Below are 26,411 nucleotides of genomic sequence, written 5' to 3' on the forward strand. Positions count from 1 at the left end.
TGTTCCCGGTCGCCGCCGGCGGTTGTCGCCTAAGTTGGTCACGTGGCACTTCCGAACCTGACCCGCGACCAGGCCGCCGAGCGCGCCGCACTGGTCACCGTCGACAACTACCGCATCGATCTGGACCTGACCGGCCCCGAGGGGCAGGAGCTAAGCGACCCGGGAAGTCGATCCAGCGAGCGCACCTTCCGTTCTGTCACCACGGTGACGTTCAGCGCCCTGCCCGGTGCCGACACCGTCATCGACATCGCCGCCGCCGCGGTACGCAGCGCGACCCTCAACGGGCATCCGATCGACGTGTCCGGGTACGACGAGTCCACCGGCGTTGTGTTGGCGGGATTGGCAGAGCAGAACGTCGTCGTGGTGGACGCCGACTGCCTGTACTCCAACACGGGCGAGGGTCTGCACCGGTTCGTCGACCCCGTCGACGGCGAGGTGTACCTGTACTCGCAATTCGAAACCGCTGATGCCAAGCGGATGTTCGCCTGCTTCGACCAGCCGGACCTCAAGGCCACCTTCGACGTCTCGGTTTCCGCACCCGCCCACTGGCAGGTGATCTCCAACGGTGCAACGGTTTCCGCGCAGGACGGCAAGCACACCTTCGCCACCACCCCGAAGATGAGCACCTACCTGGCTGCGTTGATCGCCGGTCCGTACGCCCGGTGGGACGACGTCTATTCCGACGAGCACGGCGAGATTCCGCTCGGCATCTACTGCCGGGCGTCGCTGGCCGAGTTCATGGACGCCGACCGGTTGTTCACCGAGACCAAGCAAGGTTTCGACTTCTACCACAAGAACTTCGGGGTGCCGTACGCCTTCGGCAAGTACGACCAGTTGTTCGTGCCCGAGTTCAACGCCGGCGCCATGGAGAACGCCGGGGCGGTGACCTTCCTGGAGGATTACGTCTTCCGGTCCAAGGTGACCCGGTACTCGTACGAGCGTCGCGCCGAGACCGTGCTGCACGAGATGGCCCACATGTGGTTCGGCGATCTGGTGACCATGCGCTGGTGGGATGACTTGTGGCTCAACGAGTCTTTCGCCACCTTCGCCTCGGTGCTGTGCCAGGCGGAGGCCACCGAGTACAAGCAGGCCTGGACCACCTTCGCAAATGTGGAGAAGTCCTGGGCCTACCGGCAGGATCAGCTGCCGTCCACCCACCCGGTGGCCGCCGACATCCCCGACCTGGCTGCGGTCGAGGTGAACTTCGACGGCATCACCTATGCCAAGGGCGCCAGTGTGCTCAAGCAACTGGTGGCGTACGTCGGGCTGGACGCCTTTCTGTCCGGATTGCGCGACTACTTCCGCGACCACGCCTACGGCAACGCCACTTTCGCCGACCTTCTCGGCGCACTGGAGAAATCGTCGGGCCGCGATCTGTCCGATTGGGGTCAGCAGTGGCTCAAGACCACGGGATTGAACACCCTGCGCGCCGATTTCGACGTCGACGGTGATGGAAAGTTCACCCGGTTCGCCATCGCACAGAGCGGCGCAGCACCGGGTGCCGGAGAGACCCGGGTGCACCGACTGGCCGTCGGCATCTACGACGACGATGCGAGCGGCAAGCTGGTCCGGGTACACCGCGAGGAGTTGGACATCGATGGTGATCGGACCGATATCGCTGCCCTGGTTGGGGTTTCGCGCGGCAAGTTGGTCCTGGTCAACGACGACGACCTGACCTATTGCTCGCTGCGACTCGATCCCGATTCATTGAAGACCGTGCTGAGCCGGATCGCCGACATCGCCGATTCACTCCCCCGCACACTGGCCTGGTCGGCGGCCTGGGAAATGACCCGTGAGGCCGAACTGCCGGCTCGCGATTTCGTCGTGCTGGTGATGAGCGGTCTGCACGCCGAGTCTGAAGTCGGTGTGGCACAACGACTACTGCTGCAGGCGCAGACTGCACTGAGCTCGTATGCCAACCCGGTCTGGGCCAGCGAGAACGGCTGGCCCGCTTTCGGCGACAAGGTACTCGACCTGGCCCGGGAGTCGGCTCCGGGATCGGATCACCAACTGGCCTTCGTGAACGCACTGTGCACCTCGGTACTCGCGCCGAATCACGTCGCCGTGTTGTCGACGCTGCTGGACAACGAGCCGGCCGCGGTGAACCTGCCGGGACTACAGGTCGACACCGACCTGCGGTGGCGCATCGTGACCGCACTGGCTCGGGCCGGCGTGCTCGACGGTGACGACACCACAACACCTTTCATCGACGCCGAGGCCCAGAACGACCCGACCGCGGCGGGCAAGCGCAATGCCGCTGCGGCGTCGGCCGCGCGTCCCCAGGCCGAGGTGAAATTGGCGGCCTGGCAGCAGGTGATCGAGAACGACACCCTGGCCAACATCACCACGCGGGCCATCGTCGCGGGGCTGGTGCAGCCCGGTCAGGACGACATCCTGGAGCCCTTCCGGGACCGCTACTTCGCCGCGATCTCCGGGGTGTGGGAGCGACGTTCGAGCGAGGTTGCCCAGACCGTGGTGATCGGCCTGTACCCGTCGTGGGACATCAGCCAGTCCGGCTTGGACGCCGCCGATGCCTACCTCGCCGACCCGGATCTGCCGCCGGCGTTGCGCCGGCTGGTGGTGGAAGGCCGTGCGGGCGTAGAACGTTCACTGCGGGCGCGGGCCTTCGACAACTGACCGTCGAGCGTGAGCTTGTGTGCGAGATTCCCTGAATCGGGCGCACACAAGCCCACGCTCGGCGCGAAGAAGCTCAGTGGCGGTCTTGCAGGATGCCTTCGATGTTGCGCTCAGCGAGCGCGGTGATCGTCATGAACGGGTTGCAACCCACATGGCCGGGCAACAGCGATCCGTCGTTGACGAACAGATTCTGGTGCCCCTTGACCCGACCGAAGTTGTCTGTGGCCTGACCGCGCACACATCCGCCCATCGGGTGAACAGTGTTCTGCGCCCACACTTTTCCGCTGAACAGGTCATCGCGGTAGTCGACACCGTTGGCCCGCACGATCTTGTCGAACGCCAGCTTGGCCCGGTCCACGTTGTTGGCCGCGAAGGCGTCCGTCCATTGAACGGTCGCGGTGTCGGTGGCGCGGTCATAGGTGATGTCAGCGCGGTCCCCGGTATCCACCATGACGTAGTAACCCAGCGCGTAGGTCTCCACCGGCAACGGCATCGAGAACATGCTGGCATAGACCGGGTTGTCGGGGTCGTTGCGACCATCGACGTTGATCAGCCCCATCAGTGACTGCGTGGTGCCGGCCGGGTCGTTGTGTTGCACATTGTGCGCCACCATGACATCGCCGTTGTTGCCGTAGCCGCGGCCGATCTCGTCGGGCAGATGCGCCAGGGTGCCGGTCTCCCTGGCCTTCAACAACAGCTTGTTGGTGCCGAGTACGCCGGCCGCCAAATACAGCTGATTGCAACCGAATTCGGCTTTGGAGAGTTCCTTGCCCCAGCGATTGATCTCGCGGGTCGACACCACGTACTCACCCGATGATTCCTGACGGATCGAGGTCACCTCGGTCAGCGGACGCAGCGTGACGTGCCCGGTCTTGAGGGCTTCGGCGACATACGTCTGATCGACGCTGCCGAACCGGCCGTAGTTGTTGCCGAACTGCTGCTCGAGGGCCAGCGCTGATCGCGGCGCTTCACCGGCAGCCTCTTTGACCAGATAGTCGAAGGAATAGGCACTGCCGCTGTAATCGATGCCGTAGCCGGCCGCGGCGGCATATTTGCGGCCCACCCGGGCGTACTGGAAACACGGGGTCTGCTCGAACCAATCCATGTCGCGATAGCTGATCTTCAGCGCGGACTTGGCGCGCTCGACGTATGTGCCGAGGAACTCGTCGGCGCCGATGTCCGGGAATGCGGTCGTTATTTGCGCCGGGGTCGGGATCGCGGCGATCGCCGCGTTGACCATGGATCCACCACCCACTGCGATGCCCCGGAACACGTCATGCGCACCCTGTGTGACCTTCTGACAGATGCCGGCTTGGACCGGCTGCGGTGACGGCGCATGTTTGGCGACATCCTCAACGGTCACGCCTTGGAAGGAAGTCACCAAGCTGGGCGGAATCTCGGAGAACCAACCCGCTCTGGTGTCTGCCGGCAACATCTTCGAGAACCGCTTGCCGTCTTGATCGGGCTTGTCCCACAGCCGACCCTGCTCGATAACCAGGGTTTGCACGCCGGCCTGTCCCAGTCGCAGGGCCGAGACCCCGCCGCCGTAGCCACTGCCGATCACGATGGCCTGGTAATGCTCACGGGCATCGTTGCGGTCCCGGCCGAACTCGACCCAGGCCCCCAAACCCGCGATTCCAGCGCCGCCGACTGCGGCCGCCGCCCCGATGAATTGCCTCCGTGACAGCGAACTCATGACGGCAACGCCCCACCTGAGCAATACGGATGTTCGAACGAACAGTCGTGGAGCACCCCGCGGCGCGGTGGGCAGCTAACACCAGAACTGGCTGATGCCCCCGCGCCGAACAGTTCCATGATGGTCCGAGCATACTGCCCGGCAGCTACGTCAATTTCCGTGGTCGGCAACGCGACCGGCGAGAATTCAGCGAACTTCGATGGCCATATCAAGCATCCGCGCACCATCCAGCCCTGCGCCCAAGACTCGAAACGAACGCATAGTTCACCCGCGTCAAAATTAGCTATTGCTGTGCTGTTTGCCACATTTACCTGCGACTCGCCGGTGTTTACATATTTGCGCCAATGTCGCCGACACGGTATGAATGTGCGGTGGTTCCAGCGTTGCACACTCGGCGGCGGCCTGAGACGTCTACCTCGTGTGACGTCGACGGCAATGCCTCGACCACCTGGCGCGATCCGAAGCGCTATCTCTGGCTTCTGGGTCCGATAACCCCGGGCATGATCGGCCTGTCCTGGCTACTGGTCCAACTCACGGGCTCAGGGGCCTTCTGGTGGACCGGATCGATGCTCACATTCATCTTGATGCCGTTGTTGGACCACCTCGTCGGGTCCGACACCGACAGCGCACCCGACTCCGCGCTGTCACGACTCGAGGATGACCCGTACTACCGACTGGCCACCTATCTCTTCCTGCCGACCCAGTACCTGTCGGTGATCTTCGCCTGCTGGCTGTGGGCCGGTGGCGGATGGGTCATCATGACCGCCGCCGACAAGCTGGGTCTGATGGTCACCGTCGGCACGGTCGGTGGCATCGCCATCAATGCCGCACACGAACTCGGGCACAAACGCGGCATGTCCGAACGCCGACTCAGCAAGATCGCGCTGGCGCAGACGTGTTACGGCCATTTCTTCGTCGAGCACAACCGCGGCCACCACGTCCGGGTGGCAACACCTGAGGATCCGGCGAGTTCACGCCTCGGCGAGAGCCTGTACGCCTTCATCGGTCGGTCGGTCATCGGCAGCCTGCAGTCCGCCTGGAAACTGGAAAACGAGCGCCTGGCGCGGCTGAAGAAATCCACGTGGTCGATCCACAATGAGGTCCTCAATGCCTGGCTGCTGACCGCCGCGCTGTTCATCGCGATGACGGCCTGGTTCGGAATTGTGGTGCTGCCCTGGATGATCGGCCAGGCGGTCGTCGGCATCTTCCTACTGGAGACGGTCAACTACCTGGAGCACTACGGCTTGCGCCGGCAGAAGCTGCCGTCGGGGCGGTACGAACGGGTGCGGCCGACCCACAGTTGGAACAGCAACACGGTGATCGCCAACGTGTTCCTCTTCCACCTGCAGCGGCACTCCGACCACCACGCCAACCCGATGCGGCGATACCAAGCGTTGTGCCACGCCGACCAAGCGCCCCAACTGCCCGGCGGCTACGGAACCATGCTGCTGCTGGCAGTGTGTCCGCCCTTGTGGCGGCGGGTCATGGACCCGCGGGTGTTGGCCCACTACGGCGGCGAGCTACGTCTTACCGCGATGCAGCCCGGCTACGAACAGCGGCTGCGCAAGCGCTACCCGCAGGCCCAACCAGGCGTAGACGCCGGCCCAACAGGGCACCGGCCCGGCCGGTGATCCGACCCCAGGTAGCACACTGGCCGGGGGCGAACCATTGGTTCGCACCCGGCCAGTGTTGGAAGATGTCAGGCGCGCGAGACGCCGGCGCTGAGCACTCGAACGGCGCTGATCAAGCCGTCCATCAGGTTGCCCTGCTTGAACGAGGCCGCCGCGGCCGAGACGCCGAGCGGAGCCGCCTCCTCGATACCGCGTCCGCGGACCTCCGAGCCATAGACCACCTCGATGGCCTTCTGGTTCGGTGACACTGCCAGCAGTACCGCATTGTTGGGGGTCGGCACGCCGGCCAGCACCTCGCGGGCGGTCGCCGCGGTGTCGGCACCCAGATCGCCGATGTAGACGGCGAAGCGCGCGCCGGCGGCGCGTGAGCCGTACTTCAGGGCGTCGTCCAGGAACACCAGGTCCTTGGTCGGGAACGGGTAGTGCACCGACAGCTCACCGGGTTCGGTGACACCGGAGATCCGGCCACTGTAGGTCTGGGCGAAGCCGCGAGGCAGGTTCGCCGGATCGATGTTGGCTAGCTCGGTCTGGCTACCACTTGCCACTTGCGCCACCTCCCACGGTCAGATGCGAATCGTGGCCACCGTGGCCATGATCCGCGGGTTCCTCGGCCGCCCACAGGATCGGCGCATGACTCCACTTGTCAGACATCTTGTACGTCGGCGGGTGCGGGCTCTTGCGCGTCATGTAGAACGCCAACAACACCAGCAGCAGCGCCAGCGGAACCCCGCCGAGCAGCGAATGAGTAAGTGCAATGCTCACGCGCAAACCGTATCAGCACACCCCGGCCCGGCGTGTGTCTGCGGTGCAATCAGGCCGCGCCTTCACCCAGATAGCGGACCCATGCCGGGTCGAGTTCCTTGACCGTGGACAACAGTCGCCAGTGCTGGCCCTTCGGCGGCAGCGGCACGGCGCGCAGTGACCAGCCCAGTTCGGTGAGCAGCCGATCGGCCTTGCGGTGGTTGCACGGACCGCACGCGGCCACACAGTTCTCCCAGGAATGCTCGCCGCCTCGGCTGCGTGGGATGACGTGGTCGACGGTGTCGGCCTTGCCCCCGCAGTATGCGCATCGAAAACGGTCCCGGTGCATCAGCGCCGCCCGGGTCATCGGGATCCTGGCCCGGTACGGCACTCGCACGTAACTCCGCAACCGGATCACCGAGGGCACCGCGACGGTCCGGTTCACCGAATGGATGATCGGCCCACCTGGGTCGTCGTGGACCACATCGGCCTTGCCGCACATCAGCATGATCACCGCACGCCGCATCGGCAGTGCCGTCAACGGCTCATAGGTCGAGTTGAGCAGCAGGACCCGGCGACGGCCCCAGATCGAGCCCTCGGCGGCCGGCAAGGGCTCGACCGCATGCAGAGGCGGTGGCAGCGCATGACTCGACACAGACCCAGTGAGGCCCTCCGCGGCGCCGTGAAGCCGGTGGCCGCGGATCTTTCTCCGTTGCGACATACGCCCTCCGTACCGACAGTCCACCACGGATCGGCGGCGACCGCACGGGAATTCTGACTGTGTTGGCTGGTCAGTCCGGTGAACATCGGATGACCAACGCAGCCGCAGCGCCCGCCGGCCGCCCCGGGGCCTCGTGGACAATGGTCTTCGTGACGGAGCAGTCGTTCTACGACGAAGTCGGTGGCGCCCCGACGTTCGAGGCCTTGGTGTCGCGGTTCTACGAGTTGGTTCGCGACGACGAGATCCTGCGGCCGCTGTACCCCGAGGACGACTTCGACGGGGCTGAGCGGCGGCTGCGGATGTTCCTCGAGCAGTACTGGGGCGGACCGCGCAACTACTCCGATCAGCGTGGTCACCCGCGGCTACGGATGCGGCACGCCCCGTTCCGGGTCGGCCCCCTGGAGCGCGACGCCTGGCTGCGCTGCATGAAGACTGCCGTCGCCTCGGTCGACGCCGGGGCGCTGGACGATGCGCACCGGCAGGCTTTGCTGGACTACTTCGACATGGCCGCGCAACACATGGTGAACTCGACGTTCTGATCTTGGACGCCAACGATCAACTCGCCGTTCGCCTTTGAACGCGCGGCGTTTCCGTTTATGTGGAGAATGTGACCGTGGCCGACTTGCCTGACGCCCCCTGGTGGTCGCGTGCAGTGTTCTATCAGCTGTACCCGCGCTCGTTCGTCGACAGCGACGGCGACGGCGTCGGTGATCTGGACGGCGTCCGCTCGCGCCTGGACTACCTGCAGGCCATGGGTGTCGATGCCCTGTGGCTGAACCCGGTCATGGTGTCCCCCATGGCCGACCACGGCTACGACGTGGCCGACCCACGGGACGTCGATCCGCTGTTCGGCGGTATCGGCGCACTCGACCGATTGATCGAGGCCGCGCACCACGTCGGGATCAAGGTCACCATGGACCTGGTGCCCAACCACACCAGCTCGGCGCACCCGTGGTTCCGCGAGGCGTTGGCCGCGGGCCCGGGCAGTCCCGAGCGCGCGCGCTACATCTTCCGCGACGGGCGCGGCGCCGACGAACCACCGAACAACTGGGTATCAGTGTTCGGCGGCCCGGCCTGGACCCGCGTCAGCGAGGCCGACGGCACTCCCGGCCAGTGGTACCTGCACCTGTTCGACGGGCAGCAGCCGGACCTGAACTGGGAAAACCCTGAGGTCCCCGCCGATTTGGAGAAGACCCTGCGGTTCTGGCTGGATCGCGGAGTCGACGGCTTCCGGATCGATGTGGCGCACGGCATGGCCAAACCGCAGGGGCTACCGGACATGCGCGATCCCGATCTTCCGATGCTCGCCCTCGCCGACGGTGATCCCCGCTTCAACCACGACAGCGTGCACGAACACCACCGCGGGATCCGTGCGGTGTTGAACGACTATCCCGACGCGGTGACCGTCGGCGAGATCTGGGTCTTCGACAACGCCGACTTCGCAAAATATCTGCGGCCCGACGAATTGCATCTCGGGTTCAATTTCCGTTTGGTACGAGCCGAATTCGACGCCACCGAGATCCGCGCCGCGATCGAGAACTCGCTGACTGCGGCCGAGCTTGCCGATTCCCCGCCGACCTGGACCCTGTCCAACCACGATGTGGACCGTGAAGTGTCCCGGTATGGCAGCGGCACAACGGGATTGGCCCGGGCCCGGGCCATGGCGCTGGTGATGCTCGCTCTGCCCGGCCCGGTGTTCGTCTACAACGGCGAGGAGCTCGGCTTGCCCAACGTCGACCTGCCCGACGAGGTACTGCAGGATCCGGTGTGGGAGCGTTCCGGTCATACCGAGCGTGGCCGCGACGGTTGTCGAGTGCCCCTGCCGTGGACGGGCGATCAGCCGCCGTACGGCTTCTCCTCCACGGTGGACACCTGGTTGCCGATGCCTACCGGCTGGGGACCTGTGACGGTGCAGGCTCAGACCGGTGATCCGGACTCGACGCTGACGCTGTTCCAGCGTGCCATCGAATTGCGCCGGGGCCGTGGCCAATTGGGGCGCACGGTGCAGTGGTTGCCCAGCGCGCCGAACGTGCTGGCCTTCCGTTGCGCCGACGGGCTGGTGTGCGTGCTGAACGCAGGTGTGGCCGCGGTGCCGCTGCCCGGCGGAGCGGTACTGCTCAGCAGCGGGCCGTTGACGGACGGCCGGCTCCCACCAGAAACGGCGGCCTGGATCGCCCCCACGCGGTAACGATTCCTATCAAGATCAGGCCGCCGGCGATCAAGAAGTCGTATAGAACCTCGGCACCGCGCCCGGACAGTAGTAGACCTCAAGGCATGGGCGATAGCGTTTCCCGGCCGCGGTGGTCGCGGCTGCTCGATCGCGGGCGCAGCTGGGGATCGGTGCGTACGTGCCCCACCCGGTACGGGGTCACCCGGTACACACTCGAGGTGTACCCACCGGGCATCTCACGCGACGAACGGGTGCCGCTGCGGTTGTATCGATCGTGGCCGGTATGGGGCGTCGCCGGCTGGCTGCTGCTGCAGTTGCTGCTCGCGCCCAGTGTCTCGCCGGGACTGGCTCTCGCACTGGCGTCGGGAACGTGCCTGGCCGCCGTCGCCATTGCCGGAGCACTGGCCGGCGACAATCGCAGCCAGGTCCGCGTCCTGACCGTGGTCCAGGCAGCAGGGATCGACGATCCCGAAGCCAGTCGCCAGCTCAATGAAATACGTTTTCTGGCAACCAGACTCGTCATGGCTGACAGATCCCTGACCGACGGGCGGATCGACGCCGTCGAACACGAGGTGATAGTCGGGCTGGTCTATGACCGCATGACGCGGCAACAACACCGTGCGATCCGAGGCTGACGTGAGATGCTCAGCAGAATCGTCCCGGTTTCGCCGGTTCAGGCGAAAAATCTAGGCCAGCAACAGAATCGGTCCACCCCTGCGCCGGTACACCGAACCGTAACGGGCATCGATCCGCAACCAGGTCGGCGCTACCCTGACCCGCACCACTTCGTCGGCCGGGATCGGGTCGGGCAGGAAACCCATTGCGGTCAAGGCGAACACGCACCGCATGGGCACGCCCACCGAGTCCTCGCCTGCGCTGACGGTCAGGACGTCCTGATCCAACAATGACGGCGGCGGGCCATGGGCGCCGCTGTGCTCGCGGGCCAGGGACACACCGCGCTCGGACAAATCGACCAGCGCGGCCGCGGGCACGTCATCGAGATGGACGAAACCGGCGTCGGGCGGTAGTGCCCCATGCCACGCCGAGTCCATCGCGAACCCGGGGTCGAGGTACCCATCGGAGTTCCGCAGTGCCCCGATCAGCGCATCAGCGCCGGCGCACAGGTCGGACGGCTGCACCCGACCCCCGACCACCCGACTGGCCAGCACCTCGAATCCCGTTGCCGCCCAAGCCACTACGGCATCGTCGCCGCGGGCCCGAAACCGGATCACCGCGGCCTCGTCCAGCCGCAGCACCCGCTGCACGAAAGCGCCCAGGTTTTCATGCTGGGCGCCGTCGGCGAGCCAAAGGCCGCGTTCGCTCATCAGTGTCGTCCACTCTTCGCACGGACGGTCATCGGGAGAACCGCTGCAGGTACTCCCGCTGTGCGGGGTTGATCCGCACCAGCCTCTGCTCCTCGATGTTGAAGGTTGCCAGCTGGGTCTCGCCGATGACGGCGGGCTTGGAGTCCGGATCGGCCGACACCGACCGGACCTCATAGCCGAGGTTGAAATCGCAGGCCCGCAACCTGGTGGTCCAGATGGTCACCTGAAGTGGCGAATCAACAAGCCGCAGTTGGCCTTTGTACTTGATGTTGACCTCGGCGATCAGCAGACCGGTGGTCAGCACATCCTCGGCGAAAGGTTCGATCAGAAACGGGACTCGTGCCTCCTCCAGGATGGTCACCATAGTGGCGTGGTTGACATGTTGATACATGTCGATGTCTGACCAGCGCACCGGCACCGGCGTCGTGAATCGCTCTGTCACCCTTGCATACCTGTTCCACTCATTCTCGTGGTCATGCTACGCAGTTGCCGCGCGGCCACCGACAGGGTCGCCAGGTCCCGCTCGCCGTCCTCCAGGATTTCGGTCAAGGTGCGGCGGGCCCGGGACACCCGGGAACTGTTTGTCGACTCCCATTCGTGGATCTTCTGTTCACCGGTCTCGTCGGCCTCACCGACGGCCAGCACATCGATGCACAGCGCCCGAATCGACCCGTAGATGTCATCACGAATCGCCAAACGCGCCAACGAATGCCAGCGATCATCGCGCCCCAGCTCGGACACCGCCGTGAGCAGGCTGTCGGTGCTCAGGTGATCCATCAGGGTGAAGTACGTGTCGGCCACCTCCTGCGGGTCCCGCTCGGCGATGTCGGCGATGTCGATGACGTCCAACAAGCTGTACTGGTACAGCCCGGTGGCCACCATGTACGCCAGATCCTGTGGCACACCCGCTGCCGCGAACTGCCCGGCATCGGTGTCCACGATGGCCTTGTCGTCACCGCGCAGCCACTTCGACATCAACGGGGTCAGCGCCGCCACCTTGTCGGCGAAGCGGTTGGACTCGGCGCCGACCGCCAACGGCTGCGGCCGGTAATTCAGCAGCCAACGGCCGGCCCGGTCGATCAGCCGGCGCAGGTCCAGCGTCATCCGATCGGTCACCTCGACGGGAACACCCGCCTCACCGGCCGCCCGAATCTGCCGCCACACCTCGCCGACCCGGAAGATCTTGTCCACCGCGACATAGCTGCGCACCGCGTCGACCGACCCCACACCGACGTCTTCGGTGACCCGGTAGGCGTAGGTGATTCCGGCGGTGTCGACGAGATCGTTGACCAACATCGTGGTGATGATCTCCCGGCGCAGTTGGTGCGACCGGATATCCGGGCCGAACCGGTCCCTCAGCTCGACCGGGAAGTACTCCGGCAGCCGAGCGGCGAACACCTCCTGATCCGGCAGATCGCTGGCCAGCACGTCCGCTTTGAGGGTCAGCTTCACGTGCGCCATCAGGGTGGCCAGTTCCGGCGACGTCAGCCCCAGTCCGGCCTCCGACCGGCGCCGGATCTCCTTGTCCGACGGCAACGCCTCCAATTCCCGGTTCAGGCCGTGATCGGCGACCAGACCTCGAATCTGACTGGCGTGCACCGGCAGCAGACTCGGGGCATTCGCCCGGCTGGTACCCATCAGGTCGTTCTGCGCGGTGTTATCGGACAACACCAATCGGCCCACCTCGTCAGTCATCGACATCAGCAACGCGGTGCGCTCGCCGGCGTCGACCTTGCCGACGGTGACCAGCGAGTCGACCAGAATCTTGATGTTGACCTCGTGGTCGGAGCAGTCCACACCCGCTGAGTTGTCCATCGCGTCGGTGTTCACCCGGCCACCGGCCAGATCGAATTCGATCCGGCCACGCTGCGTCACACCGAGGTTGCCGCCCTCGCCGATCACCTTGGCGCGCAGCTGGTTTCCGTTGACCCGGATGGCGTCGTTGGCCCGGTCACCGACGTCTGCGTCAGACTCGGCCTCGGCCTTGATGTAGGTACCGATACCGCCGTTCCAGAACAGGTCGACCGGCGCCAAAAGGACTGCCTTCATCAGCGCGGGCGGGGTCAACTCGGTCACCCCGGCGGCCAGTCCGAGTGCCTCACGCACCTGCGGACTGATCGGGATCGACTTCTGGTCCCGGCTGTAGACGCCGCCGCCCTCGCTGATCAATGCCTTGTCGTAATCGTCCCAGCTGGACCGCGGCAGGGCGAACATGCGCTGTCGCTCGGTAAAGGACAGGGCCGCATCAGGATTCGGGTCCAGGAAGATGTGCCGGTGGTCGAATGCCGCGACCAGCCGGATATGTGTCGACAGCAGCATGCCGTTGCCGAACACGTCGCCGCTCATGTCACCGACGCCGACCACGGTGAAATCCTCGGTCTGGGTGTCGTGGCCCATTTCCCGGAAGTGCCGCTTCACCGATTCCCAGGCACCCTTGGCAGTGATACCCATGGCCTTGTGGTCGTAGCCAACCGAACCGCCCGAGGCGAAAGCGTCTCCGAGCCAGAAGCCGTAGGACATGGCCACGTCGTTGGCGATGTCGGAGAACGTGGCGGTGCCCTTGTCCGCGGCGACCACCAGATAGGCGTCATCGCCATCACGACGCACCACCCGCGACGGCGGCACGATGACGCCGGTGGCAGTGTCGACATTGTCGGTGACATCGAGCAGACCGGCGATGAACAACCGATAGCAGGCCACCCCCTCGTTGCGCAGGGTGTCCCGGTCTACGGCGGCGTCTCCGGTAGGGGCCGGCGGCGACTTGAGCACGAACCCACCCTTGGCTCCGACCGGCACGATGACAGCGTTCTTCACCGCCTGAGCCTTGACCAGGCCGAGGATCTCGGTGCGGAAATCTTCCCGCCGGTCCGACCAGCGCAACCCGCCGCGGGCCACGTTGCCGAACCGCAGGTGCACACCCTCGACCCGCGGCGAGTATACGAAGATTTCGTATTTCGGCCTCGGCAAAGGCAATTCGTCGATGATCTCTGGATTCAGCTTGAACGACAACACGTTTCGTTCCCGCGCCGATCCCGCGCAGGTGACGTAATAGTTGGTGCGCAGGGTGGCCTGCACCAGTGTGGCGAACGCCCGCAACACCCGGTCGGTGTCCAAGCTGACCAGCGCGTCGATGTCGGCGGTGACAGCGGCCGCCGCGGCGGTGGCCCGATCGGCGGCATCAGCGGCAGTAGCACTCTCGGGCGGATCGAAAACCGCCTCGAACAGCTCCACCAGTGACCGCGCCGTACCCGGGTTGTCCCTCAGCACCGACTCGATATGCGACTGACTGTACGGAAAACCAGCCTGGCGAAGGTATTTCGCATAAGCACGCAGGATGGTGACCTGCTGCCAGGTGAGTCCTGCGCCCAGCACCAGCTCGTTGAACCGGTCGATCTCCACGCTGCCCTGCCAGATCGCCGTCACCGCATCGGCGAATCGGGTGGCGATGGCGGCGCGTTCGCCTTCCCCTGCAGAGCGGGTGGAGTGGTGCGGGGAAATCTTGAACTGGTAGATCCACACGCACATGCCATCCGGGCGGGTGACGGTGAACGGCCGCTCCTCCAACACCACCACACCCATGGACTGCAGCATCGGCAGCAGCTCACTCAGCGACGCTGAGCGTCCGCCGAGATACCAGGTGAGTTGGGAGTGCTCACTGTCCTCGGGGTAATCCAACACCAACTTGACGGTGTTGTTCTCCAGCCGGTCGATGATCGCGATGTCGGCTATCGCCTCGGCCGGGGTGAACGCCTGCTTATACACCTCGGGGAAGGCGATCGCGTAGTGCTCGGCCTCGGCCCGGGTGATCGAATCCGGTGTCACCGCACCGATCAATCGATCGCCCCAGGTGCGAGCGGCCTCGGTCAGCAACGCCTGGATGCGGGTCTGGTTGTCCACCGAGGTGTCGACCGAGTCCGGTGTGCTGCCGTCCTTGAGCCGGACGGTGAAATGTACGACCGCCCAGGGCGATTCACTGACCCGCGCCGTGTATTCGATGCTTTCGCCGCCGAGTTCGCGCACCAGTAGGTCCTGCATCGCGAGCCGGACCACCGTGGTGTAGCGGTCCCGCGGCAGGTAGACCAGGCAGGAGACGTAGTGGGCGAGATTGTCCGCGCGCAGGAACAACAAGGTGCGCCGGCGCGAGCCCAGGTCCATCACCGCCTTGCCCATCTCGACCAGATCGCGCGCGGTCAGGGTGAACAGCTCGGACCTCGGGATGGTCTGGATGATGTCCAACATCAACTGACCGGAACGGCTCGGATCCCCGTTGGCCAGCGCCAGCGCCTCATTGACCCGACGTGAGATCAGCGGTATCTCAAGCACATTCGCGTTACCCGCGGCCACGGTGAACTGTCCGATGAAGCGGTGTTCCCGGGCGGGGCCGTGTGCCCCGGCGCTCTCGCGGACCACCACGATGTACGGGTAGGCGCCGTAGCGCAGATAACTCTGCATGGTGGCTTGCGCCAGCGCCAACAACTCGTCATCGCCGGCCAACTGCGGCAGGACATCGGTGCGCAGTTTGGTCACGCCGAGCCGCGTCGCCGGGTCGACCTCGGCACGACCGCCTTCCACCGTGCACTGCTGGTAGCCGAGTAGCACGAAATGACCGTCGGCCAGCCAGCGCAGTAACGCCGCGACATCACGGCGGTCATATCCCGGGAAGCGGCCGTTGTGATCGGCGTCGAGTTCGTTGGCCAGTCCGACGAGCGCGGCATGCATCGCTGCGGTGTCCAGTTCCACTGTCCGGGTGTCGGTGAGCGCGGTGGGCAGCAGCGCCGCCGCTTCGGCCACTGCGGCGCTGTCGCCCGTGGCCGCGAGCTGGACGTGAATCCAGGTCTCGTCGATACCGTCGTTCGGTGCACTCGGATCACCGGCCGGACCCATCGCGACGATCTCACCGGCGGAATCGCGTTGCACCCGGAAGACCGGGCTCATGATCGCGGTGTAGCTGACACCGGTGCGGTTCAGCAGCACCGTCACCGAGTCCATCAACATCGCGCTGTGGTCGGTGATGATCTGCAAGGCCGGACCGAATCGGCCGGCCTCATCGGCCGGGTAGACGCCGACCAGCGTCTCCCCCCTCGACCTGCGCAACCCCAGCTGGTGATGCGCAGCCAGCAAAGCCGGCGACACCCTGGTCGCGAGCGCGGCATCGACCGGCGCGGTCACCCCGCCGTCGGCCACCGGGCCGTCGTTCGGACCTCGGTAGGTCATCAGGTAAGCCCGAGCGAACCCGGCGTTGCTACCCGCACCGGCCTTCGTCACCGACTCAGTCCGACTGGCGCTACCGCCCGCGTTCACCGTCATCCGCCCGCTCCTGACATCGCTCCCTGCGTGCCTCCGACGGCACTCAGGTGCGACGTTAGTCGCGAGTCAGCTTGCGGTGGGTCACTCTGTGCGGACGAGCGGCTTCGAGACCAAGTCGATCTATTTTGTTCTCCTCGTAGGCACCGAAGTTGCCCTCGAACCAGAACCACTTGGCTTCGTTGTCGTCGTCACCCTCCCAGGCCAGGATGTGGGTGCAGGTGCGGTCCAGGAACCACCGGTCGTGGCTGATCACCACGGCACATCCAGGGAACTGCTCCAGCGCATTTTCCAGCGACGACAAGGTCTCGACATCCAGGTCGTTGGTCGGCTCGTCGAGCAGGATCAGGTTGCCGCCCTCTTTGAGGGTCAGCGCCAGGTTCAGCCGGTTGCGCTCACCACCGGAGAGCACCCCGGCCGGCTTCTGCTGGTCCGGGCCCTTGAAGCCGAATGCGCTGACATACGCGCGGGACGGGATCTCGTTCTGGCCGACCTCGATGTAGTCGAGCTTGTCCGAGACGACCTCCCAGACGGTCTTCTTAGGGTCGATGCCGGCGCGGCTCTGGTCGACATAGCTCAACTTGACCGTCTCGCCGACCTTGACGTTGCCGCTGTCCGGCTGCTCCAGGCCGACGATGGTCTTGAACAGCGTGGTCTTGCCGACCCCGTTGGGGCCGATCACGCCGACGATGCCGTTGCGCGGCAGCGTGAAGGACAGGTCCTTGATCAGAATGCGGCCTTCGAAACCCTTGTCCAGGTGGTCGACTTCAACCACCACGTTGCCCAGCCGAGGCGGGGTCGGGATCTGGATTTCCTCGAAGTCGAGCTTGCGGGTCTTCTCGGCCTCGGCGGCCATCTCCTCGTAGCGCCCCAGGCGGGCCTTGCTCTTGGCCTGCCTGGCCTTGGCGCCGCTGCGCACCCAGGCCAGCTCGTCCTTGAGCCGCTTCTGCAGTTTCTGGTCCTTCTTGCCCTGAACCTCCAGGCGTTCGGCCTTCTTCTCCAGGTAGGTCGAATAGTTGCCCTCGTACGGGTAGGCCCGGCCGCGGTCGAGTTCCAGGATCCACTCGGCGACGTTGTCCAGGAAGTACCGGTCGTGGGTGACGGCCAGGATGGCGCCCTTGTAGTCGGCCAGGTGCTGTTCGAGCCACAGCACGCTCTCGGCGTCCAGGTGGTTGGTGGGCTCGTCGAGCAGCAGCAGGTCGGGCTTGCTCAGCAACAGCCGGCACAGCGCGACGCGGCGACGCTCACCACCGGACAGGTTGGTGACCGGGTCGTCGGGCGGCGGGCAGCGCAGCGCGTCCATGGCCTGCTCCAGCTGCGAGTCGATGTCCCAGGCGTCGGCGGCGTCCAGCTCCTCCTGCAGCTGGCCCATCTCCTCCATGAGCTCATCGGTGTAGTCGGTGGCCATCAGTTCGGCAACCTCGTTGTACCGGTTGAGCTTGGCCTTGATCGCCACGCCGGCCTCGACGTTCTCCCGGACCGTCTTGTCCTCATCGAGGTGCGGCTCCTGCATGAGGATTCCGACGCTGGCACCGGGCGCCAGGAAGGCATCGCCATTGTTGGCCTGGTCGATGCCGGCCATGATCTTCAGCACGCTGGACTTACCGGCGCCGTTGGGTCCGACGACACCGATCTTGGCGCCGGGCAGGAAATTCAGGGTGACATCGTCGAGGATGACCTTGTCGCCGTGTGCCTTACGGACCTTGCGCATCGTGTAGATGAATTCGGCCATGGGAGTCGGCATGCCTTTCGTTGGCTGTTGGTCGGGCGCGGACCCCACCAGAAGGTCGGGGTGCGGACTCGCGAAAACTCGCTGACCATCCTAGGCAACCGGCCAAATCGTCTGACCATCGTGTCCGTGCGGCTGACGGCGGGGCGCACCCGGCGCACGCCCCGCCCACACCACTACGCCGACAGGGCCAGTTCGTCGGCTTCGTGCGATGGCTCCGATTCGGACGTGCCTTCGGCCTCGGATCCGCTCTCTGGTTCGGCGGGGGCCCGCCGTGGTGCGTCGATCTTCACCCCGCACCGAGCCATGTCCGGGCCCACCGACGTTGCACGCACCTCCATCGATGACCGCCGGTTGCCGTCCTTGTCCAGGTACTCGTTGGTGTGGATGTACCCGACCACCACCACCGGATCGCCTTTGAACAACCTGCCCACCACTCCGTCGGCGATACGGCCCCAGCAGTTCACCGTGACATACAGCGAATTGCCGGGTTCCCAGGTGCCCTCGGCGGTGCGCCGCCGCGAGTTGCTGGCCACCCGGAACCGCACGAAGTTCTGCTCCCCTACGCGGCGCGACACCACGTCGGTGACGACATTGCCGACCACGGTGAAAGGTGTTTCAAACATCTGCTTCTCCATTTCGTTTCCTCGGCGCCGGCGACTTGATTCAGCGGATGCCGGCCTGTGCGTCCATTGACCCGCCGGGTACCGACAGCACCCGCGCCCGTGACCCGGCGGCCGGCGCAGCTGTGGATGAAACGCGCACTGTGGATAAACAGGCCGTAGGTTGTTACGCCATGACCGTGTGGATCACCCGCCGCGACGACGCCCAGATAGCTGCCGAACTCGCGGACAGCCGCACCGGCGGCAGTTCACTGGCGGGCATCCGGCTGGCGGTCAAAGACAACGTGGACGCCGCCGGGCTGCCCACCACGGCTGCCTGTCCGGAATACGCCTACCAGCCCGCTGCCGATGCACCCGCGGTCGCGGCCCTCAAGGCCGCAGGTGCCGTTGTCGTCGGAAAGACCAACCTCGATCAGTTCGCCACCGGTCTGGTCGGGACCCGCTCCCCATACGGCGCGGTGTCCGACAGCCGCCGGCCCGAGTACATCAGTGGCGGTTCCAGCTCGGGCTCGGCCGTCGCGGTGGCCACCGGTGAGGCCGACATCGCCATCGGCACCGACACCGCCGGGTCCGGCCGTGTGCCCGCCGGCCTGCAGGGCATCGTGGGAATCAAGCCCACGCTGGGGGTCATCAGCACCACCGGTGTGGTTCCGGCGTGCGAATCCTATGACTGTGTAACGATTTTCGCGCGTGATCTGGAGCTGGCCAACCGTGCGATGGCCGCTATGTCGGCCGCGGGCGACCGCCCCTGGCCGGCCGATACCCGGCTGGCCGCGCCGCCCAATCCGGTAGTCGCCGTGCCGTCGTCACTGCCCGAGCTCGACGACGATTTCCGGGCCGCATTCCAGGCTGCCGTCGACACCCTGAGTGCTGGCGGGGTCCGTATCGTCACCGTCGACATCGAGCCCTTCCTGACCGCCGCCAAGTTCCTGTACAACGGCGGACTGGTCAGCGAAAGATACGCTGCGGTAGGCGAATTCATCGATGCCAACCCCGGCGCCGCACTCGACGCGACAGTGGCCGGCATCGTCACCGCGGCCCGGGAGGTGCCCGCCTACCGATTGATCGCCGACCGCCGCGAAGTACAACGGCTGCGCTCGATCGCCATGGCACAACTCGACGGCGTCGACGCGCTGTTGGTGCCGACCGCGCCGCTGCATCCCCGGATCGACGAAGTGAACGCCGACCCGGTGGGCGTCAATTCGCGGATGGGTACCTACACCAACTTCTGCAACCTGTTCGATCTGTGCGGCGTCGCGGTCCCGACCGGCACCGCCGGCGACGCCCAGTTCGGGGTGACCGTGCTGGCCCGGGCTTTCGAGGATGCAGTGGCCTTGGACATCGCAGCTATTGCATCCGATACCGAAGCACCAGAGGAGGTTTGGCCGCTGGCGGCCGCCGACAACGTAGAGCTGGTGGTGTTCGGCGCGCACCTGCGCGGCGGCGCCCTGGTGCACCAGCTGACCGATCTGGGCGCGCGTTGGGCCGGAGAGTTGACCACTGCACCGCGGTACCGGATGACCCGCCTGGCCTCTACGCCGCCGAAGCCGATCGTCGCGCGGGTGGCTGACGCTGCCGCCGGGGCCGCGCTCAAAGGTCAGCGCTGGCTGCTATCTCCGGCAGCGCTCGGGCGTTTCCTGGCCGCCCTGCCCGCGCCGATGCAGCTGGGCAAGGTCGAATTCGACGACGGCACTTGGCGTACCGCGTTCGGTGGCGGTATCGCGGCGGCCGACGGCGGTGCGGACATCAGCGAGTACGGCGGCTGGGAAGCTGCGATAGCCGCCGGGGCCGTCTAGCCATAGGTGAACGAGAACACCTGCAATCCCTTGCCCAGGTGCACCTCGAGGTGCCCCTGCGCAGTGTTATCGCCAGCGACGATTCGGCGAGTGTGCGATGGCGGCGCTACAGAATGGCGGTCCCGACGACTTCTCCAATTTCGCGCAGCGCATGGAAACAGCCTGGGGCAGGGAGTACCGGCGCGGCCGCCACTTCCACAAGCTCGCCGGTATCCCGGCCGTCGCGAACGCCGGCATCAAGTTCATCGACAACGGCTTCATCCGCAACTGCATGCTCAAGGCGATGTACAAGAATGCCCAAGGCCCACGCCACACGTACCGGTCCAAATAATTTGTGCACAAATCACTGCTGGTGCTGAACTTCTCGCCGGCCGAACTGCTCCAGCGCAAACGCGTCGACGGTGTCCATATCGGCCAACACACACTGCAATTCGGCCAGGAACGCCTCACGCCGCGCGGTCAGATCGGGCGAGTATTCGAGTAGGTGCTGGTCGGCGGCCACCTGCCGGGCGGTCGCGAAAAGCAACGCCGACACCGCCTCATTGCTGTGTACCTTGCCCTGCGCCACATATTGCCGGCCGACCCCGAGCGCAAGTTTGGTCAACTCCGACTCACCGATATCCGCCCGGGCTCCACGCAACACGTCCGCCACGATCTCGTAGGCCTCGAAGAACGGACGCAGCATGGCACCGGCGATCAACGGCCGCTTGGCCTTGATGATCACCCGGATGGCATCGCCGCCTGCGGTCAGATGCTCCTCCCAGTCGTCGTACCACGACATCTCCTCGGCGATGTGTTCGCGGAACGCTGCCGAGTCGGCGAAGTAGAAGTCGAACTTCAACAGGTCACGCAATCGCATGGCCTGCGACCAAAACGCTTCGACCGGGTCGGATTCCGTCCGTGCGGCATGCGCCAACGCCAAGTCGACGATCGAGGTCTCCAGGAAGGCATCGATCAAAGTGTTGCGGTAGAACGCGGCTTCGTGCTCCTGCTCCGGCGCGATCCGCCACACCGGTTCCCGGCCACTGTCGATGCGCGTCACGGGGTGTCCGCCGGAGAGCGCATCGGCCGCCGCACGCACCCCGTCGGGGGTGCGCAGCCGCAAGGCGCTGTTGGTCATCGGAGTCTGCATGCGCTCCAGGTAGTCCAGTCCGTCTTGCAAGGTGTGGTGCAACTGGTCGAGGGTCAGGGCGATACCCCGGGTGGTCAGCAGCAGCGCCGAGACCAGGGCGCTGGCGTTGACCGGTGTGGCCCGCAGGATCCGCCAGGCCGACTCGAAGGCCATCTTCTGCAGCGCAAGCCGTTTGGCGGCCGGGTCGGAGGCGATCGGACCGTTCGGTGAGCCCAGGTACTCCCGCATGGACACCGCTTCTGGGAAGCGCACGTAGATCTTGCCGAAGTTGCGGTCGCCCTGAGCCTTGATGAAGTTGTACAACCACGACACACTTTCGGGTGTCTTCTCACCACCGCGGGCGTAGGCGGCGTACTCCGCGGTCTCGTGCAACTGGTCGAAGCTGATCGATACCGGTTGCAGCAGAATATCGTCGCTGCGGCCGTCGAGATACGCATCGGCGACGTAGGCGAGCAGACCGAGCTTGGGCGGCAACATCTTTCCGGTGCGTGAGCGGGTGCCCTCGATGGACCAGCTCAGGTTGAAGCGCTTTTCGACGATGTAGCCGACGAATTGACGAAGCACGTACTTGTACACCGGGTCATCGAGCTTGCGGCGCAGGAAGATGACGCCGGAGTGCCGCATCAACGGCCCCATGAACCCGAACGACAGGTTGATGCCGGCGAAGGTGTGCACCGGCGGTAACCGGTTCTCCTGCATGGCAACCGGCACGATCACGCCATCGAGGTACGACCGATGGGAGAACAGCATCACCGCCGGATGCAGTTCCAATTCGTGACGCATCGACTCGACCTGCGCGCGGTCGTAATCGACGTTGGGATCGAAGCCCCGACTGAAGATGGCGCGACCGAGTTTGGGGATGAGGTCGACCGAGAACCGGCTCCATCCGGTGGACAGCTCGTCGAGCATCTCGCCGGCCTGCTCCATGGTGGCACCCGGAATACGTTCCAGGCCTTCACGAAAGCGCGCCGACGCCAGCATCTCCGGTTTGACCAGCCGAGGCGACTTGTACTCGGGCCCCAGCAGCCGCAGCTCCACCCGCTCGATCGCCAAGATCGCCCGGCGGATCACGAATCGGGCGAATTCCCTTGGGTTTTCGGCGGTGGTGTACTTCTTCCACTGCTGGCGCAGCTCGGAGACCTTCGCCGGCTCACCGGCCACCACCCGCGCCCGGGTGGGGTCCTTGCGCAGGATCCGGCTCTGCAGGACCTCTGGCGGACGGTAGGTGTCGCGCCCGGAGATCAACGAGACCACCTTCGAGCGGGTCGGCAGACCGCCGGGCACCCAGAACACCCGCACCGGCACCACCGAGCGTTCCTCGTCGGCCCCGAGCAGTTCGACCAGCCGGGCGAGCGTGCCGTCCGACGGGGCCCCCTGCGTAGGCAGGCGCAGCACCTCGATCCGCGCCTCGGGGTGCTGCTCGCGCTGGTGCTGCAACCAGCCGTTGAGCAGTTCCCATTCGGCCGGCGAACCTACCGCCGCCAGCACCAACGCATCGTCGGTGGGGTTGAAGCTCGCCAGATCGTCCGCGGCGTGTTTCATGACCGGCCCGTGTTCTTCGCCGGGCCGGAGTTCTTCGGCAGTTTGGCGGCCGCCTTGCGAGCCGAAGCCTGCTGTGCGACACGGTCATACAACGGGACGTCGGGCAGACCGTCGTAGGGCCAGTCAGCCAGCGTGTCGAGGTAGAGCTGACGCACCTCGGCGATTCGTTCGTTGAGGTTGTCCAGCGTCCAGTCATCGGTGGGAATCGGCGGGAACACCGCGGTATCCACGGTGCCCGCATGGAAGGTCGTGGAGTCGCGCGCCGCGATCACCTCCGCGTTGCGGATGACGATCGGCACGATCGGGATGCCTGCCGCCATCGCCATCCGGAACGGCCCCTTCTTGAACGAACCGACCTCGGTGGTGTCCAGACGAGTGCCCTCTGGCGCAATCAGAATCGAAAGGCCTTTGCGGGCAAGCTCTTCCATCTTGTGCAGCGATTCGATGGCAGCTTTGGTGTCGTCCCGATCGATGAACGCGGCGTCCATCATCTTGCCGATGGTTCCCAGCAGCGGGTTGCTCTCCAGCTCCTTCTTGCCGACGGAGGTGAAGTTGTCGCTGACCAATGTGCCGGCGATCATCGGATCGGCCTGATTCCGGTGATTGAAGATGAACACCGCCGGCCGCTGCTTGCGCAGGTTCTCCGCACCGATCACCTTGATGTCGATACCCGTCGTGGCCATCAACGCCTTGCTCCACGTCGAGGTGAAAAAGTTGACGCCCGTGCGCCGGTTACCGGTCAGCAGCCCGATCCCGACGGCGGCCGACGCGACCGGCGCCACCGTCGCTATCGCCGCCAGCGTGCGCAATTGTGCGGTCGGGCTGCTACCACTGCGGCTGGAGAACTTCAGCACCGGCCAACCGCGTTTGACGGCAACAGATTCCAGCTTGCCACCGGGATTTGTCGGACGCGGGTTGCCGACCAGATACATCAGTGCGACGTCCTCGTCGCCGTCGGCGTAGAAGTAACTCTTCTTCAGATCGACGCCGTTACGGGCCGCGAAAGCTTGTGCTGCATTTGCCTTTCCAGGTCCCCAGATGACCGGATGCAGTACCTCGCCGGTGATCAGACCGTTCTCATCGGTCTCGAACTTGTTGCACAACACGTTCTCGATGCCCAGAAACCTGGCCACCGGTTCCACCTGGACGGTCAGCGCCGACGAGCTGAGGACCACGGTGTGCCCGCGCGCCATGTGCGCGCGCACCAGTTCGCGCATCTCGGGATAGATGCGCTTCTGCACGTGCTGCAGGAACAGTCGCTCCCCCAACTCGTCGAGGTCGCTGAGCGAATTGCCGTGCAGCATCCGCGCGCCCTTGCCGATCAGATCCTCGAACTCCGACCGGCCCAGTTGGTGATTGACACCGGCCTGCACCATGCCGAAGAACTCACCGACGCCCATCTGGCCGCGCCGCATGCGGTCCTGCGTCATGAGCACGCCGGTGAACCCGGCCACCAGGGTGCCGTCGAGATCGAAGAAAGCACCGACCTCCGGACCCTCCGGGCTGGCCATGATCTCGGCGACCGAGCCGGGCATCCGCGCGTTGCGGTTTCCCGCTGACTTCTCCGAACTCATTGCGCAACACCCCCATTGGTCACCGGGACAGACTGTTCGTCGATCTCGAACGTGGCCGGGATGGCTCGGCCGTCCCCGCCCAGCGCGAGGATCTCGTTGACGCCATCCAGCAGGCACCGAGCCCACAGTTCCGAGTCGTCGATCGAAGCTCGGTCGTAGCGGGTGGTGATGGTGACCCAGCCACCTCGGGACATCAGCACCGCCATCATCGCCACCCCGGGCAGCGGCCCGATGCCGTAGTGCCGCAACACCTGTGCCCCTGCGATGTAGGTATCGCCGGGATAACCGGGCACGTTGCTGGCCTGCACGTCCGAGTTGACCACCGAACCGGCAATGGATTCCAGCACGGTGTCGGGCACCAGGCTGAGCAATGGGGCGAACACTCCCACCACCTCGATGGCCCGCTCCTCGCGTTTGTGGGTCATCTGCGCGCGCACCTTCTTGATGCGCTTGAGCGGGTCCACCACGCCTATCGGCGCACCGATGTTGATCCCGGCGAATCTGTTGCCGCCGGCGGGATCTCCGTCCGAACGCATGTTGACCGGTACCGCCATGGGCAAGGTGTCGATCGGAATGCCCTTGGCAGCGTGATAGCGACGCAGCGCTCCGCACAGTGCGGCCAGGTACACGTCGTTGATCGACGCCTCGGCAGCCTTGGACGCCTTGTGCAAGTCGCTGAACTTGATGTCGAGCGCTTCGCTGCGTGAGGTCAGACTGCGTCGCCGCAGCAGAGGTGAGACCGGTGCGGCCGGTGCCATCACCCGCCTGCTCGACTGCACGTAATCAACCACACCGGTGACGGTGTGCAGCGGGTCTCGGACCGCCCGGCCCACCGCGTCGGCGGCCCCACCGACCGCACCCAACAGTCCGCCGGCAAGCGACCGCGGCAGCCTGTTGAAGCCTTGGCGCATAAGGTCATTGGGCGAGAGATCCTCGGGAATCGGCAGTGGCGCATCCGGCCGCGGCGTCGGATCACGTTCCAGGTCGTAGATGTGCGCGAACATCTCGATGCTGCCGACACCGTCGGTGATCGCGTGGCTCATGTGCAGGATCGTCGCGGCCCGGCCGTCGGCAAGGCCCTCGACCAAGGTGGCTGTCCACAGCGGACGCGAGATGTCCAGCGGTGACTGCAGTACGACCTCGGCGAGGTCCACCACCTCACGCAGGGTGCCCGGCGCCGGTACCCGCACCCGGCGCACATGGAAGTCCAGGTTGAAATCGGGATCGACGACCCAGCGCGGCGCAGCGGTCGGCAAGGTCGGCATGACGACCTTCTGCCGCAGCCGCAACGCCTTGCGGGAGGCCTGCTCGAAGCGTTCGCGGAACCGCTCCCAATCCGGGGTGGTATCCAGCAGTTCGACGCCCATGATGCCCGAACGGGTGCGCGGGTTGGCCTCACCGCGATGCATCAACTGGTCGAATGCGCTGAGTTCCTCGGGTAGTCCGGCCGCGTCGTCAAAGTCCGGCACGTCACTCATAACCCGTCGCTCTCCTCCCCTGGACGCCGAAGTACCGGTGCATACGCTAGTCGGCAGCCAGACCAGGCGGGCCGCATTAGCCGGGTTGCTGTGACGACTCAGGCGCACGCGCGGGATAGACTGCGTGCGCATTGCCTCCGTAGCTCAGTTGGATAGAGCAAGAGCCTTCTAATCTCTAGGTCGCAGGTTCGATTCCTGCCGGGGGCGCTCAGCACTCTGTATGACGTCGGGTGATGCTTGACGTTTCGTCTCCGGCTGATGGCTGACAGGGTTTCGGCTGATGCTTTACACCTGCTTCGGTTGATCCTTGAC

The 26,411-nt window shown here is 65.5% G+C and carries 18 protein-coding genes, 1 tRNA gene and 1 pseudogene; 8 read left to right on the forward strand and 12 right to left on the reverse strand.

Features of this window, described 5'->3' with window-relative positions; all coding sequences use genetic code 11:
- The first annotated feature begins 42 nt into the window (after positions 1-42).
- Positions 43-2,637: an aminopeptidase N gene (gene pepN / locus ABIA30_RS23070; protein ID WP_370069723.1), complete on the forward strand. Its 2,595-nt coding sequence runs from the start codon at positions 43-45 to the stop codon at positions 2,635-2,637.
- A 73-nt stretch (positions 2,638-2,710) separates the two neighbouring features.
- On the opposite strand, the gene ABIA30_RS23075 is transcribed toward pepN, so the two are convergent.
- Positions 2,711-4,333 carry a GMC oxidoreductase gene (locus tag ABIA30_RS23075; protein WP_370069725.1) on the reverse strand — a complete coding sequence of 541 codons (1,623 nt, stop codon included), beginning with the start codon at positions 4,331-4,333 and terminating at the stop codon, positions 2,711-2,713.
- Positions 4,334-4,677: 344 nt separating this feature from the next.
- Here ABIA30_RS23075 and ABIA30_RS23080 point away from each other — a divergent pair, with 344 nt between their 5' ends.
- Positions 4,678-5,964 carry an alkane 1-monooxygenase gene (locus tag ABIA30_RS23080; protein ID WP_370069727.1) on the forward strand — a complete coding sequence of 429 codons (1,287 nt, stop codon included), beginning with the start codon at positions 4,678-4,680 and terminating at the stop codon, positions 5,962-5,964.
- 68 nt (positions 5,965-6,032) lie between these two features.
- On the opposite strand, the gene ABIA30_RS23085 is transcribed toward ABIA30_RS23080, so the two are convergent.
- Genes ABIA30_RS23085 through ABIA30_RS23095 form a run of 3 tightly spaced genes read right to left on the reverse strand, consistent with a single transcriptional unit; the run spans position 6,033 to position 7,426 of the window.
- A complete protein-coding gene (locus tag ABIA30_RS23085) occupies positions 6,033-6,509 on the reverse strand; it encodes a DUF5130 domain-containing protein (protein WP_370069729.1) in 477 nt (158 codons plus the stop codon).
- Positions 6,496-6,726, reverse strand: coding sequence for a hypothetical protein (locus ABIA30_RS23090; RefSeq protein WP_370069731.1), 231 nt, complete (start codon positions 6,724-6,726; stop codon positions 6,496-6,498). Before ABIA30_RS23090 ends, ABIA30_RS23085 begins: the two co-directional genes overlap by 14 nt.
- Before the next feature lie 49 nt (positions 6,727-6,775).
- A complete protein-coding gene (locus ABIA30_RS23095) occupies positions 6,776-7,426 on the reverse strand; it encodes an HNH endonuclease (protein ID WP_370069733.1) in 651 nt (216 codons plus the stop codon).
- Between the two features lie 140 nt (positions 7,427-7,566).
- On the opposite strand from ABIA30_RS23095, the gene ABIA30_RS23100 reads away from it, so the two are divergent.
- From ABIA30_RS23100 to ABIA30_RS23110, 3 genes are all read left to right on the forward strand, one after another.
- Positions 7,567-7,965, forward strand: a complete 399-nt coding sequence (locus tag ABIA30_RS23100) for a globin (RefSeq protein ID WP_370069761.1) — start codon at positions 7,567-7,569, stop codon at positions 7,963-7,965.
- Between the two features lie 83 nt (positions 7,966-8,048).
- A complete protein-coding gene (locus tag ABIA30_RS23105; RefSeq protein WP_370069763.1) occupies positions 8,049-9,614 on the forward strand; it encodes an alpha-amylase family glycosyl hydrolase in 1,566 nt (521 codons plus the stop codon).
- An 86-nt stretch (positions 9,615-9,700) separates the two neighbouring features.
- Positions 9,701-10,231, forward strand: coding sequence for a DUF6611 family protein (locus ABIA30_RS23110; protein WP_370069735.1), 531 nt, complete (start codon positions 9,701-9,703; stop codon positions 10,229-10,231).
- A 51-nt stretch (positions 10,232-10,282) separates the two neighbouring features.
- Here the strand turns inward: ABIA30_RS23110 and ABIA30_RS23115 are convergent, their stop codons facing one another.
- The 5 genes from ABIA30_RS23115 to ABIA30_RS23135 all read right to left on the reverse strand — a co-directional run bounded on the left by ABIA30_RS23115 (position 10,283) and on the right by ABIA30_RS23135 (position 18,580).
- Positions 10,283-10,921 carry a hypothetical protein gene (locus ABIA30_RS23115; protein WP_370069737.1) on the reverse strand — a complete coding sequence of 213 codons (639 nt, stop codon included), beginning with the start codon at positions 10,919-10,921 and terminating at the stop codon, positions 10,283-10,285.
- Positions 10,922-10,949: 28 nt separating this feature from the next.
- Complete coding sequence (locus tag ABIA30_RS23120) at positions 10,950-11,363, reverse strand: acyl-CoA thioesterase (protein WP_370069739.1); 414 nt, start codon at positions 11,361-11,363, stop codon at positions 10,950-10,952.
- On the reverse strand, positions 11,360-16,228 hold the full coding sequence (locus tag ABIA30_RS23125) for an NAD-glutamate dehydrogenase (protein ID WP_370069741.1): 4,869 nt from the start codon (positions 16,226-16,228) through the stop codon (positions 11,360-11,362). The genes ABIA30_RS23120 and ABIA30_RS23125 overlap by 4 nt, the downstream gene beginning before the upstream one ends.
- A gap of 55 nt (positions 16,229-16,283) precedes the next feature.
- Entirely contained in the window at positions 16,284-17,957 is a 1,674-nt protein-coding gene (ettA, locus tag ABIA30_RS23130) for an energy-dependent translational throttle protein EttA (protein ID WP_370069765.1), read from the reverse strand.
- Between the two features lie 173 nt (positions 17,958-18,130).
- On the reverse strand, positions 18,131-18,580 hold the full coding sequence (locus ABIA30_RS23135) for a single-stranded DNA-binding protein (protein ID WP_370069743.1): 450 nt from the start codon (positions 18,578-18,580) through the stop codon (positions 18,131-18,133).
- Positions 18,581-18,627: 47 nt separating this feature from the next.
- Between ABIA30_RS23135 and atzF the strand changes: the two genes are divergently transcribed.
- Positions 18,628-20,373 carry an allophanate hydrolase gene (gene atzF / locus ABIA30_RS23140; protein ID WP_370069745.1) on the forward strand — a complete coding sequence of 582 codons (1,746 nt, stop codon included), beginning with the start codon at positions 18,628-18,630 and terminating at the stop codon, positions 20,371-20,373.
- 85 nt (positions 20,374-20,458) lie between these two features.
- Positions 20,459-20,704 (forward strand): annotated as a pseudogene (locus ABIA30_RS23145) (geranylgeranyl reductase); the annotation flags it as partial.
- A 12-nt stretch (positions 20,705-20,716) separates the two neighbouring features.
- On the opposite strand, the gene ABIA30_RS23150 reads toward ABIA30_RS23145, so the two are convergent.
- Genes ABIA30_RS23150 through ABIA30_RS23160 form a run of 3 tightly spaced genes read right to left on the reverse strand, consistent with a single transcriptional unit; the run spans position 20,717 to position 26,099 of the window.
- Positions 20,717-23,047, reverse strand: a complete 2,331-nt coding sequence (locus ABIA30_RS23150; protein WP_370069747.1) for a glycerol-3-phosphate 1-O-acyltransferase — start codon at positions 23,045-23,047, stop codon at positions 20,717-20,719.
- A complete protein-coding gene (locus ABIA30_RS23155) occupies positions 23,044-24,621 on the reverse strand; it encodes an HAD-IB family hydrolase (RefSeq protein WP_370069749.1) in 1,578 nt (525 codons plus the stop codon). Before ABIA30_RS23155 ends, ABIA30_RS23150 begins: the two co-directional genes overlap by 4 nt.
- Entirely contained in the window at positions 24,618-26,099 is a 1,482-nt protein-coding gene (locus tag ABIA30_RS23160) for a wax ester/triacylglycerol synthase family O-acyltransferase (protein ID WP_370069751.1), read from the reverse strand. The genes ABIA30_RS23155 and ABIA30_RS23160 overlap by 4 nt, the downstream gene beginning before the upstream one ends.
- 133 nt (positions 26,100-26,232) lie before the next feature.
- On the opposite strand from ABIA30_RS23160, the gene ABIA30_RS23165 reads away from it, so the two are divergent.
- A tRNA-Arg gene (locus ABIA30_RS23165) sits at positions 26,233-26,306 on the forward strand.
- Positions 26,307-26,411: the final 105 nt, after the last annotated feature.

The sequence above is a fragment of the Mycobacterium sp. MAA66 genome (assembly GCF_041261665.1).
In the GTDB taxonomy this organism is placed as follows: domain Bacteria; phylum Actinomycetota; class Actinomycetes; order Mycobacteriales; family Mycobacteriaceae; genus Mycobacterium.